Raw genomic sequence first — 12,641 nt, 5'->3', positions numbered from 1 at the left:
AAGATGCTCGAACATCCTCGCAAATAACTCAAAAATCTGGCATTGACTTTTGGCACGCTGTTGAGTTCTCAAGGAACGGACGCTTCCTTCGAACCTCTTCCGAGGCCCTCCGGGCTTTCCCTTCGGTGTGTCCACTACTTTAGATCCATCCCCGCCCGATTTCCAAATCCGGGCTCCGGGCCCCCATTTCAGGCACACCTCGGACATGCCGAGGAAACCCTCAACGGGAATCAGGATCTAGCGAAGTGGGGCGCCGCACTGGGCGGCAAAGTGGCGCCCTTGACGAGCGCCTGTGGAACAGTACGCGTTCACCCCGGCGGCGTCAACTCGCGTGGGGAAGGGCGAACTCCGCCCAGACCGCCTTGCCGCCCTCGGGCAGCCGCCTGGCGCCCCACTCGGCAGCGATGGCCGCCACCACGGCGATGCCACGGCCCGCCTCGTCGCCCAGCTCGACCTGCTGGCGGCGGGGCAGGTGCTCGTCCCCGTCCGTCACCTCGACGATCAGCCGGCGGTCGGTGCGCCGCAGCCGCAGGCGCATCGGGGCGCGGCCGTGGGTGAGGGAGTTGGCGACCAGCTCGCTCGTCGCCAGCACGCCCAGCTCGCGCAGCTCCTCGGGGAAGCGCCAGCTGGCCAGCACCCCGTCCGCGAAGGCCCGGGCCCGGGGCGTGGCCTCCACCCCGCCCAGCAGGTCGAGCGCGGCGCCCCGGAAGAGGTCGGCCTCCTCGCCGTGCCGCTCCGGGCAGGTGAGGACGAGCACGGCCACGTCGTCGTCGTGGTCCTCGGTGATGCCGAGGGCGCGCAACAGGCGGTGGCAGATGATCTGCGGGCTGTCGCCGGCGCCGGCCAGGGCGCGCTCCAGCGCTTCGAGCCCGTCGTCGATGTCCGCGTCCCGGCGCTCCACCAGGCCGTCGGTGTAGAGGACGGCCTGGGCACCCGGGCGGAACGGGACGCTGCCCGAGGTGTGCACCCAGCCGCCGGTGCCCAACGGCGGGCCCGTGGGGTCGGTCACCCGGTGGACCGTGCCGTCCGGCTCGCGGATCAGCGCCGGCAGGTGGCCGGCGGACGCGTAGGTGAGGGTGGCCTCGTTGGGGTCGTAGACCGCGTAGACACAGGTGGCGATCTGGCTGGCGTCGATGTCGGCGGCGAGGCCGTCGAGCAGGCCGAGCACCTCGTGCGGCGGCAGGTCGAGCCGGGCGTAGGCGCGGACCGCGGTGCGCAGCTGGCCCATCACGGCGGCGGCGCGCACGCCGCGGCCCATCACGTCGCCGATCACCACGGCGGTGCGGCCGGCGCCGAGGGTGATCACGTCGTACCAGTCCCCGCCGACGGCGGCCTCCAGGCCGCCCGGCTGGTAGGTGGCGGCCACCCTGAGGTCGTCCGGCTGTTCCAGCTTCTGGGGGAGCAGGCTGTGTTGCAGGGTGACGGCGGCGGCGCGCTGCTGGCTCTCGCTCTCCCGGAGCCGCTCGGCGCTCACCACCTGGTCGGTGACGTCGGCGGCGAAGACCAGCACGCCGCGCTGGGCGCGGCCGGACTCGGGGCCGGTGAGGCGGATCGGGGTGCAGGTGAAGGTGAAGTAGCTGTCCCGGTGCTCGCCGGGGACGCTGCGGGACTTCATGGTGCGGGGCGTGCCGCTGCGGCGGACCTGGTCCATCAGCGGGAGGAGGCCCAGCTCGACCAGCTCGGTGAGCGCCTCGCGGGCGGGGGCGCCGGGCTGGCGGCTGCCGAAGAGGGCGGCGTAGGCCTCGTTCACGTAGGCGACGCGGTGGTCGGAGCCGTGGACGACGGCGACCGGGGCCGGCACCTGGCCGAGCAGCTGGTGCACGGCGTGCGCGTCAACGCCGGGGCCGGCGGGCTCGCGGGGCTCGCCGCGGGCCGCCGGCACGCCACCGGCCGGCTCCTGGCCGCTGGCCGTGGGGGCCTGGGAGCGACCGTCGGCGGCGCCGTGCCGGCGCTGTGCTCCGGGCAGCCGGATTCCCCAGCGCGTCAAATTCACAGCGTTCCGATCCGATTCGTTCCGGGACTCGTTCTGGTCTTCCGCACTCTGGCGAGTCTTTTCGAACTCTGGTGAGCGGCGTCCTGTCCATGGTCACACGTCTCGGGGTCGGTCCGGGTCGGTCCCGGCCCGGACGGCGCCCTCAGGACGGTTTTCGGCGGCGGTCGGGGTCGGCGGCCCGTTCGAACTCGGCCCGCGGGTGTTCCAGGGAGCCGAGTGAGACGATCTCACGTTTGAACAATCCCGCAAGGGCCCATTCGGCGAGCACCCGCGCCTTCCGGTTGCCGGTGGGCATCCGGCTCAGGTGGTAACAACGGTGCACCAGCCAGGCCGGCAGGCCCCGCAGTTTTCGGCCGTAGACCCTGGCCACGCCGCGGTGCAGGCCGAGGGAGGCGACGGAGCCGACGGTGCGGTGCCGGTAGTCGGTGGTGGGCTCGCCGCGCAGGCTGGCGACCAGGTTGTCGGCGAGGCGCTCCGCTTGGCGGACGGCATGTTGGGCGTTGGGGGCGCACAGCGGAGTGTGGGCGCCGGCTCCGTCGATTCGCGCGCGGGGCGCATCGGAGTGCGGAGATGCGTTCTTGGGCGCGCGGCGGTGGGGCGGGGGCCCGGTGCCGGGTTCCCCCGGCTCGGTGGCCGGTTCGGTGACCGGTTCGGCGGGCGCGGATGAGGGCGCGGCCAGATCCGGCACGGCGGCCGCGTCGCCGGCCGACCAGACGTGGGGGACGCCAACCACCCGCAGGTCGGCGGCGCAGCGCACCCGGCCGTCCCGGTGCAGCGGGACCCCGCACTCGGCGAGTACCGGGTGCGGCCGGACGCCGGTGGTCCATACCAGGGTGCGGGCGGGCAGCCGGGAGCCGTCGTCCAGCACCGCGACGCGGCCCTCGCAGGTGACCAGGCGGGTGTTGAGCCGGACGTCGATGTTGCGACCGCGAAGCTCCCGCAAAGCATGGGCACCCATCTCGGGGCCGACCTCGGACAGAATCCGGTCGCTGGCCTCGACAAGCACCCAACGCGGTTCGTCCGGGCGGATGTTGGGGTAGTAACGACACGCGTACCGCGCCATGTCCTCCAACTCGGCGAGCGCCTCGACACCCGCGTAGCCGCCGCCGACGAAGACGAACGTCAGAGCCGCGTCACGGACGGCCGAGTCCCGGGTGGATGAGGCGATGTCGAGTTGCTCCAGCACATGGTTTCGCAGCCCGATGGCCTCCTCCAGGCTCTGGAAGCCCACGCCGTTGTCCGCGAGCCCGGGGACGGGCAGCGTGCGAGAGATGGAACCAGGGGCGAGCACAAGCTCGTCGTAGTCCAGCCGGAGCGGCTCGCCAGCGGCGTCGGCGTTCGCCGCCGTGCGCACGGTGACGAACCGGCGCTCGGGATCGGCCCCGACGACCGCACCGGCCAGGAAGCGACAGTCCGGGAGCACCCGGCGCAGGGGAACGACGACGTGGCGAGGGGAGAGGGAGCCGGCCGCGGCCTCCGGGAGGAACGGCTGGTAGGTCATGTAGGGATCGGGGCTGACCACGGTGATCCGGATGTCGCCGCCACGCAGCTCACGCCGCAGCCGGCGCTGGAGGCGGCGCGCCGAGTAGAGGCCGACATAGCCGCCGCCGGCCACGACGATGTGCGCGGGGTGCTTGGTCACCCGACCATGAGGCACCGGGGAACGGAGTTTTGTCCACAGGTCGTACGGAGGGTGGCTCCGTACGGGGCCTGACTCGGGCGAGTTTGGGAGGTATGAGGCACGAGAAAGTCGGATGGAATTCCGCTCTGTTCTGATGTTTGACGCATTAACGCGTTTGACGGGTTCTGGGAGGGTCGCGCACCGCGCGGCCTATCGTGCCTGGCAGGGTCCCGGAACCAGAGGTTCAACCAGATTCGTATTCGTAGCGGGAGCGGCCAGCCGCATCTCGGAGGAACGGCCCGGCCCCGCGTCGCGCGGGAGCGGGCATCGGGGGGTCACTATGCGTGTCAAGGAGTCGACGGCTGACGGTGCAGCCACCGGGACGGCCACCGGGGTGGGCCCGGGGGCCCGCTGGCCGGGCGAGCGGCGGCAGACGCCGCTCCGGGTGGACGCCCAACGGAACCTGCGCCATGTGCTGAGCGCGGCCCGGGCGGTGTTCGGCGAGCAGGGCTACGGGGCGCCGATGGAGGAGGTGGCGCGGCGGGCGCGGGTCGGCGTCGGCACCGTGTACCGGCGGTTCCCCAACAAGGAGGCGCTGGTCAGGTACATCGCCGCCGAGGAGACCCAGCGGCTGACCGAGCGGGCCAGGGAGGCGCTGGCCGTCGAGGACGAGCCGTGGCGGGCGTTGGCCGGCTTCGTGCAGCGGTCGGCCGCCGCCGGGGCGGGGCGGTTGCTGCCGCCCGAGCTGCTGACGGCCGGCGGGCCGCGCGGCGAGCGGGTGCCGCAGCAGCGGACGGCGTCGTCGGCGCCGGGCGGCGGCCGGCCCGAGCCGGCGGCCGAGGAGCCGGACGTGCCCTCCGAGTCGAGTGAACTGCTGGCCGCGGTCGAGCAGTTGGTGGAACGGACCCGGGCGGCCGGGCAGTTGCGGCCGGATGTCACGGTGGCCGACCTGCTGTTGGTGATAGCGACCACGCCGCCCCGGCTGGACGACCCGACCCATCAGACCGCCGCCGAGGCGCGGTTGCTGGAGATACTGCTCCAGGGCCTGCGCGCCAGCGGCCGCTGACCCCGTGCCCGCGCCCCCCGGGCGCGGGTTGGGAGGCGGCGCGGGCCGGCCGAACTCCCGCCAGCGCGCGGCCGTGCAGGTGGGCCGGGATGGCCGCCGCCCCGCGCGCGCCGGCCGGCGTGGGCGCCCCTCGGTGCGGCCTGGCGCCCGCGCCCACGCTGGAAGTGTGCTCGGTACCCCGCCCGAAAGGGTGGTTTGCGGAGCCCTGGTCCGCGCCAGGTACCCGGGCATGACAGCCTGATGCCGGTACTGACACCGTTGTGGCGACCGTTGTCGTGACCGGAAGGTCACCGCGACGGCACTGGGCAATAGGGGCTGGCCTGATGGACTTCGAGGGGCGGGACGAACACTCCGACGAGTCCACGGTGCCGCGGCAGCGCGAGGAGAGTGCCGGCACGGCGGATCTGGAACTGATCGCCCGGCTACGGCGGGGTGAGCAGGGGGCGTACGACGAGTTGTACCGGCGGCACGCCGACTCGGTGCGCCGGTACGCGCGCACCTGTTGCCGGGACGCCGACACCGCGGACGACCTGACCAACGAGGTGTTCGCCGCGACGCTCCAGGCGGTGCGGGCCGGCGCGGGGCCGCGCACCGCGGTGCGCGCCTACCTGCTGACCTCGGTCCGCCGGGTGGCCGCCGACTGGGCGCGGACCGCCAAGCGTGAGCAACTGGTCGAGGACTTCGCCGTGTTCGCGCTCTCCGACGCGGCGGTGCGGGCCGGCCGGGCAAGCGCGGACGAGTTGGCCGCCGAGGTGCGGGCCATGCAGGAGGCCGAACGCACCATGGCGGTGCGGGCGTTCCGCAGCCTGCCGGAGCGCTGGCAGACGGTGCTCTGGCACACCACGGTCGAGGAGGCCAGCCCGCGCGAGGTCGCGCCGCTGTTGGGGCTGACGCCCAACGCCACCGCGGTGCTGGCGCATCGGGCGCGGGAGGGCCTCAAGCAGGCGTTCCTGCAGGAGCATGTGAGTCGGACGCTCACCGAGGGCGGCGAGTGCGCCGCCTTCGCCGAGCGGTTGGGCGCGTTCGCCAGGGGCGGGCTGCGCACCCGGGCGGAGCGCGGGCTGCGCCAGCACCTCGCGGAGTGCGCGCGGTGTGCCACGGCGGCGTCCGAGGTGCGGGCGATCAACGAGAACATCGGCGCGCTGCTGCCGGTCGCCTTCATCGGCTGGTTCGCGGTGGACGCCGGGGTCAAGGGCGGGTTGTTCTGGGCCGGTTCGAGCGGTGCGGCGGCGGCCGCCGGCGCGGGTGGCGCGGCGGCGGCGAGCGGCGGCGCCGGTGCGGTGGCGGGCGCGGGAGCCGCGGGGGCCGGCACGAGCGCGGGCGCCGCGGCGAGTGCCGGAGCAGCGGCGGGCGCGGGAGCGGGCGCAGGGGCGGCGGCGGGGACTGGTACCGGTGCCGGAGCGGGGGCGGTGGCGGGCGCGGGAGCGGCGGGTGCCGGGGCAGCGGCCGGGGCCGGAGCGGGAGCGAGCGCGGGGGCCGGGGCCGGGGCGGTGAGCGAGGGGCTCGGGGCGCCGGTCAAGGCGGGGATCATCTCCGGGCTGGTGGCCACCGCGGTGGCCGCGGCGCTGGCGTTGGCCATGATGGGCTCCGAGCCGGAGCCGCCCGCGCCGCCGGAGGCGGCGGACGCCAAGCCGCCGGCCGAGCCGACCCCCGAGCCGGAGCCCACCCCGGAACCCGAGCCCGAACCCGAGCCCGAACCGAAACCCGAACCGGAACCAGAACCCGAACCCGAGCCGGAACCGGAACCGACCCCGGAACCAGAACCCGAACCGGAGCCCGAACCGGAACCGACCCCGGAACCAGAACCCGAACCGGAACCAGAGCCGGAACCGGAGCCCGAACCCGAGCCGGAGCCCGAACCCGAGGCGCCGTACCAGCTGCGGGAGTTGTCCTACGACCTGTGGGGCGAGGCCGACGAGCCCACCGTGCGGCTGGCCGGCAGCACCCCGATCTGGCAGCGGGACAGCCTCTCCATCGGAGGCGTCACACACGGACACGGCGTGTCCGTACCGGCCTTCTCCTCGGTGCTGATCGACCTCAACCGCACCTGCACCAGCTACTCGGCGGTGGTCGGTATCGACGACCTGACCCCGGCGCTCGGCGGCGCGGTCTTCTCCGTGTACGGGGACGGCGTCGAGCTGTGGCGCTCCCCCGAGATCGTCTCGGGCCAGCTGGCGACGCCGCTCTCCGTCCCGCTGAACGGAGTCAGCGAACTGCGGCTGGACATCGCCCCGCGCGGCCCGCTGGGGGCGTTGGCTCTGGGCAGTTGGGCGGACAGCGTGATCGCCTGCGGGTAACCGGACCCGACGGCGGCCGGTCGACCCACCACGCCCGCGGGCGTGGTGAACGGCCGGTCAGGGGGTGACGCCGCTGGTGACCGCGCGCGGGTCGTGGTGGCCCTCCGCGGTCCAGCACGAGCCGCGGCGCAGCAGCAGGCGGCGCAGCCACAGCTCGACGGAGACCAACTCGGCCAGCCCGTCCAGGGGGACCCGCTCGCCCTGGGCGGCGGCGCGCAGCGCCTTGCGGACCACCCGGGCCTCGACCAGGCCGGCGTCGGCGAGCAGCGGCGCGTCGAAGAGGTCGACCAGCGGGCCGATGTGGGTGCGCAGCCCGGTGCGCAGCGACTCGGCGTGCGCGGTGGCGCTGGTGGCGCCCCAGCCCGGGGGCAGGTCGCGGACGCCCGCGCCGGTCAACACGGCGCGCAACACCTCGGCGCGCGCTCCTGGTTGCACCCGGACGCTCTCCGGCAGCGCCTGGCAGGCGCGGACCACCTGGTTATCGTAGAAGGGCGCGTGCAGCCGCTGGTGGCGCAGCTCGGCGACCTGTTCCAGGACCCGGTGGTCGGCCGCGTGCCGGGCCAGCACGGCGCGGGCCCGGCGGGCGCCGGGGCGGCCGGCCAGGGTGTAGCTGCGGGGGCTGGCGGCGACCGCGTCCAGCCGCATCGACACCTCAGCGAGCGCCTCCCCGGTGAGCCAGCGAGCGGCCGGCCCCGGGCGACACCAGGCGAGCGCGGCCAGCGAGGCGCCGAGCGCCCCCTCGGCGGCGCCGGTGTCGTCGATCGGCTGGCGGAGCAACCAGGCGGCGTTGTTGAGCCCCTCGTGGTACGGGGTGCGGGCCAGCCGGCGGGCGGCCCGGTAGACGGTGAAGGGGACGAGCACGGAGCGGCCGCCGCCACCGTTGGCCTTGGCCAACGCGGTGGCCGGCCGCAGCAGATGACGGCGCCGGCGGTCCAGCACCAGGTCAGCCAGCCGGGCCGGGTGGGCGTCGAGCACCTCGCGGGCGCCGTCGCCGATCAGGTGGTCGGCGCTGCCGGCGGCGAGCCGGTGCCGGTGCCGGGTGGCGAGGGCGAGGCCGGGGCCCGGCTCGTCGGTGAGCGGGCCGGACTCCAGGTCGCCGAAGGGGAGGGTGTCCAGGCCGCCGGCGACCACCACGTGGTGCAGCCGCGGGTTCTCCCCGATGGCGCGGGCCCGGCCCAGCTCGGCGGCGCGGTCGACGGCGGCCTGGCCGTCGAGCGCCGGCAGGTCGTTGAAGGTGACGGCGAGCAGTCGTTCGCCGGCCAGGGTGGCGCCGGTGCCGTAGACCGTGCCGGGCGCGCCGGGCAGGCCGGCGGCGAGCAGCGCCAGGGTGCCGGAGGCGCTGCCGCCGGAGAGGTCGGCGCCGACGCCGGGCGCCGGGTCGGGGCCGGAGCGGGCCGCCCGGCGGTCGGCCGGGCCCATCCCGGGCACCGGCCCGGCGTCCCTGGCCGGGGCGTGCCGGGGGGCGGCCAGCCGGGTGCGGACGGCCTCGACCAGGGCCTCCCGGACGCCGGCGACGGCGGCCTCGCGCTCCAGCGGGGGCGCGGCGACGACCAGGGAGGGGCCGGGCTCGTAGTCGGAGACGGCGCGGGCGCCGCCCTCCCGCAGCAGCAGCGCGTGGCCGGGCGGCACCCGGCTGACGCCGTCGTAGGGGGTGCCGTCGCCGAGGGCCTCGGGCGACTCGGGGCAGGCCAGCAGGGCGCCGAGGTGGCCCACGTCCAGCTGGGCCTCGGTGAGGTCGGCCAGCGGCAGGGCGGCGGTGGCGTAGGCGGTGCCGCCGGCCCAGTCGGTGTGGAAGACGGGGCGGGTCCCGGCCAGGTCGGCGGGGATCACGGTGCGCCGGCCGAAGCGCGCGACCGCCGTGTAGCTCCCGGGCCAGGTGGTGAGTTGGCGCAGGGCGCCGGCGCGGGCGGCGACCAGGGCACGGCGGAGCGTGGCGTCGTCGGCGCCGCAGTAGCCGAAGACCGCGAGATGGGTGTCGCCGTCGCCGTAGACCAGCCGGATCTCGTCGGGCCGCCAGTCCCCGACCGCCCAGAGCGGGTCGGGGCCGTCCCAGAGCAGTTGCGCTCCCAACGGCTGGATGTCTCTGGCCGCGCTGGCGGATGCCCCGCTCCACCCGACCAACCACCGCATCGGCGCCTCCCCCACTGAAGTTTCGGGCCTGTGGTCCCGCGCGGACCAGGGCCGTCACGTAGGTGTTGGGCCAATGCTGCCATGGGCGGGGCGCGAACGGGGCATACCAGGGAGGTAGTTCGCGGGCGTGGCGAACCACCTCGGTGGGCGGCGGGCCCGCTCAGGCCCACCGAACGCTTCTGTCCACCCGCACGGGCGGGCGGTTGTTTTCGGCCAAACTCTCTCTGCGGAAAGCTACTTGATGGGGCATCACCCGACCGGGGGGATCTTGTGATCCGGGAGACGCTGGCTGTCTCCCGGATCACACCGTCGCCCGCGGGGAATGAGACGACGGCTTCCCCCGACCCGCCGACCTTCACGGCAGCGGATCGACCCACGCGGATTCATGGAAGCGCTCCCCCCGGGGACTGCCCAGAGCGCACACCCGGGCGCACGGCCACATGCCCGGAGCACATCCCGCCGGCCGGCCGGCGCTCGCACACGGGTACGGACATAATCCCGCCATCCGGCATTCACCCCCTTAACGGTAAGCAGGCGGCGAACTACGCTGGGTTCGCGGAGGCACGGGAATGCCCCGCGCCGGTCGCGGGGCTGCCGTTGGTGTGTCAGGGGTGCGCGCATGTCCAGGGAGCAACGCGGGCCGAACGAGAAGCTGGGTGCGGTTCTCGCCCTCGCGGGGATCAGCAACGCCGGGCTCGCCCGGCGGGTCAACGATCTAGGCGCTCAACGGGGGTTGACGCTGCGCTACGACAAGACGTCGGTGGCGCGCTGGGTGACCAAGGGGATGATCCCCCAGGGCGCCGCCCCCCACCTGATCGCCGCGGCCATCAGCAGCAAGCTCGGCCGGAGGGTGCCACTACACGAGATCGGCCTGGCCGACACCGACCCGGCGCCGGAGGTCGGGTTGGCCTTCCCGCGCGACGTGCGGGGAGCGGTTGACTCGGCAACGGAGCTTTATCGCCTCGATGTTGCCCCTGGCAAGGGCATCTGGCAGTCGCTGGCGGGCTCGTTCACCGTCACCGCGTACGCCACGCCGGTGTCCCGGTGGCTGATCACCCCGGCCGACGCCTATGTGGGGCGGGCGGCCCAGGGGCCGGGGCCGGCCGGGGCCGGCCGGGTGGGGCACTCGGACGTCTCCAAGCTGCGCGAGGCCGCCGAGGAGGCGCGCCGCTGGGACTCCAAGTACGGCGGTGGCGACTGGCGTTCGTCGATGGTGCCGGAGTGCCTGCGGACCGACGCGGCGCCGCTGCTGCTCGGCTCCTACGCGGACGACGTGGGGCGTTCGCTGTTCCGCGCCACGGCGGAGCTGACCAGGCTGGCCGGCTGGATGGCCTTCGACACCGGCCAGCAGGAGGCTGCCCAGCGGTACTACATCCAGGCGTTGCGGCTGGCCAGGGCGGCGGCCGACGTGCCGCTCGGCGGCTATGTGCTGGCCTCGATGTCGCTCCAGGCGACCTACCGGGGCTTCGCCGACGAGGGCGTCGACCTGGCCCAGGCCGCGCTGGAGCGGAACCGCTCGCTGGCCACGGCGCGCACCATGAGCTTCTTCCACCTGGTGGAGGCCAGGGCGTTGGCCAAGGCGCACGACGCGGCCGGCTGCGGCGCGGCGCTGTCCGCGGCGGAGAGCTGGCTGGAGCGGTCCAGGGCGGGCGACGGGGACCCGGGCTGGCTCGACTTCTACGCCTACGACCGGCTGGCCGCGGACGCCGCCGAGTGCTACATCGACCTCAAGGTGCCTGGTCAGGTGCGGCGGTTCACCGAGCAGGCGCTCTCCGAGCCGACCGAGGAGTTCGTCCGCTCGCACGGGCTGCGGCTGGTGGTGGCCGCGGTCGCCGAGCTGGAGTCGGGGAACCTGGACGCGGCCTGCGCGGCCGGCGCCAGGGCGTTGCAGGTGGCCGGGCGGATATCGTCGGCGCGGACCACGGACTACGTCCGCAACCTGCTGCACCGGCTGGCGCCCTACGGCGACGAGCCGCTGGTCAAAGAGCTCCAGGAGCGGGCCCGCCCACTCCTGGCCACTCCGGCATGACCGGGCACATGACACGGGCACGGGCAGTTGGCCTGCCGCCCCGGGTTGGCCGCCCGGGCGCGGTCAGCGCTCGTAGGCGGCCAGCCGCAGGCGCGGCGTGCCGCCCTCGAAGGCGGTGAGCAGATAGAGCTGGTGCTCGTCGAACGCGGTGAACTGGTGGTCGTAGGCCCGGTCCGGGTGGAGCGGCACGGTGCCGAGCCGGGTCGTCCCGCCGGTGCCCGGGTCCAGCGTGAGGATGCGCAGCCGGTCGTCGGCCGTCGGCTCGGCGAGCAGCGGGACACCCAGCTCGGCCACGCCCAACAGCTGTGTCCCGGGGGCGAGTTCGGTGGTCCAGCGAGGTTGGCCGCCGGCCAGTTCGTAGCCGGCCAGCGCCCAGCTGGCCGCTGGTTCGGCGGCCGGCCCGTCCCGCACGTCCGCCGGCGCCTGGTAGCGGGTGATCAACACCTCGCCGGCGACCACCGCGTGCTCCCCCGGCAGCGGGCCCGGGCGCGGCCCGGCCGCCGCTTCGGTGGCGCCCAGCGGGCGGTGCCACAGCTCCTCGCCGCTCTCCCCGTAGGCGACCAGCTCCGCCTCCGTGTCCCGGCCGCGCACCAGCACCACCGGGTCGCCGGCCAGCAGCGCGCCGGCCGTCAGCTCGGTCTCCTGGTCCGCCGCGTGGCTCCAGTGCCACTCCCCGGTGTCCGCGCCGTAGGCGCTCAGCTCCCGCCGCGCGCCCGGGCAGTCGCTGAGCACCAGCAGCCGGCTGCCGCGCTGCCGCACGGTCCGCGGCTGCCGGCGGTCGTCCGGGCAGCCGGCCGCCGCCCCGTCGGGTGGCGCGGGCAGCGGCAGCGGGGTCGCGTCGGCGACGGCGAACCGGTGGAACGCGGCGGGCGTGCCGGCCGCGTCCAGGCCGACCGCGACCGTGCCCTCGCCCAGCTCGACGGCCACCCCGGCCGGGTCGGCCGGGGTGGCGTCGGGCCCGGTCAGCTGGCGCCACCAGCGGAGGTCGCCGTCGGTCACGTCCAGCACGCCGAGCACCGAGCAGCCGCCGTCGGCCGCGGTGAAGACCACGGCGCCGAGGCCGGCCGCGTTGGTCGCGCCGGCCGCCGCGCAGGGCGGCCCGGCGCCCGGCGGCGGGTCGGCGGCCCACGCCTCCCGGCCGTCCACCGCCAGCCGGCCGCGCACCCCGGCGGCGGTGACCACGGTCACCGTCCCGTCGTGCGCCCAGACCCGGATCGTGCGCCCGCCCTGGCCGCGGACCGGGGCCGCCCCGGCGGGCGCCGTCCACAGCTCGGCCAGCTCCAGCGTCGCGGGCGGCCCGGGCGTGGTGGTCTCGCCGGCCGGCTCGGCGTCGGGCCCGACGCCGTCCTCCCGGCTGAAGACCACCACCCAGACGGTGAGCAGCGCCAGCAGGACCACGCCCACCGTCGCCGCCAGCCCTATCCGTCCCTCGCTCTCGGCCACCACGACTCCCCCCGCCGCGTCCACTCCGCCGCCGCCCGCCCGGGGTGCCGGGTCGGGCCGTC

7 protein-coding genes are annotated in these 12,641 nt (G+C 75.4%); 3 read left to right on the top strand and 4 right to left on the bottom strand.

Annotated features, from left to right (window positions below; all coding sequences use genetic code 11):
- Nucleotides 1-322: 322 nt before the first annotated feature.
- Both RM844_RS29105 and RM844_RS29100 read right to left on the bottom strand, forming a co-directional pair.
- Nucleotides 323-1,993: an ATP-binding SpoIIE family protein phosphatase gene (locus RM844_RS29105; RefSeq protein ID WP_311670406.1), complete on the bottom strand. Its 1,671-nt coding sequence runs from the start codon at nt 1,991-1,993 to the stop codon at nt 323-325.
- 142 nt (nt 1,994-2,135) lie between these two features.
- Nucleotides 2,136-3,635, bottom strand: coding sequence for an NAD(P)/FAD-dependent oxidoreductase (locus RM844_RS29100; protein WP_311670405.1), 1,500 nt, complete (start codon nt 3,633-3,635; stop codon nt 2,136-2,138).
- A 319-nt stretch (nt 3,636-3,954) separates the two neighbouring features.
- Between RM844_RS29100 and RM844_RS29095 the strand changes: the two genes are divergently transcribed.
- Both RM844_RS29095 and RM844_RS29090 read left to right on the top strand, forming a co-directional pair.
- Complete coding sequence (locus RM844_RS29095; RefSeq protein WP_311670404.1) at nt 3,955-4,680, top strand: TetR/AcrR family transcriptional regulator; 726 nt, start codon at nt 3,955-3,957, stop codon at nt 4,678-4,680.
- Nucleotides 4,681-5,003: 323 nt separating this feature from the next.
- On the top strand, nt 5,004-6,977 hold the full coding sequence (locus RM844_RS29090) for a sigma-70 family RNA polymerase sigma factor (RefSeq protein WP_311670403.1): 1,974 nt from the start codon (nt 5,004-5,006) through the stop codon (nt 6,975-6,977).
- Nucleotides 6,978-7,034: 57 nt separating this feature from the next.
- Here the strand turns inward: RM844_RS29090 and RM844_RS29085 are convergent, their stop codons facing one another.
- Nucleotides 7,035-9,107, bottom strand: a complete 2,073-nt coding sequence (locus RM844_RS29085; protein ID WP_311670402.1) for an asparagine synthase-related protein — start codon at nt 9,105-9,107, stop codon at nt 7,035-7,037.
- 619 nt (nt 9,108-9,726) lie between these two features.
- Between RM844_RS29085 and RM844_RS29080 the strand changes: the two genes are divergently transcribed.
- Nucleotides 9,727-11,136 (top strand): MFS transporter, encoded by a 1,410-nt coding sequence (locus RM844_RS29080; RefSeq protein WP_311670401.1) that lies wholly within the window; start codon nt 9,727-9,729, stop codon nt 11,134-11,136.
- A gap of 63 nt (nt 11,137-11,199) precedes the next feature.
- Here RM844_RS29080 and RM844_RS29075 read toward each other — a convergent pair whose 3' ends face one another.
- Complete coding sequence (locus RM844_RS29075) at nt 11,200-12,579, bottom strand: PQQ-binding-like beta-propeller repeat protein (protein ID WP_311670400.1); 1,380 nt, start codon at nt 12,577-12,579, stop codon at nt 11,200-11,202.
- Nucleotides 12,580-12,641: the final 62 nt, after the last annotated feature.

The organism is Streptomyces chisholmiae (assembly GCF_031845445.1).
In the GTDB taxonomy this organism is placed as follows: Bacteria; Actinomycetota; Actinomycetes; order Streptomycetales; family Streptomycetaceae; genus Streptomyces; species Streptomyces chisholmiae.
Note: the sequence above shows the minus strand (reverse complement) of the source record. Positions and strands in the feature narration are given on the sequence as shown.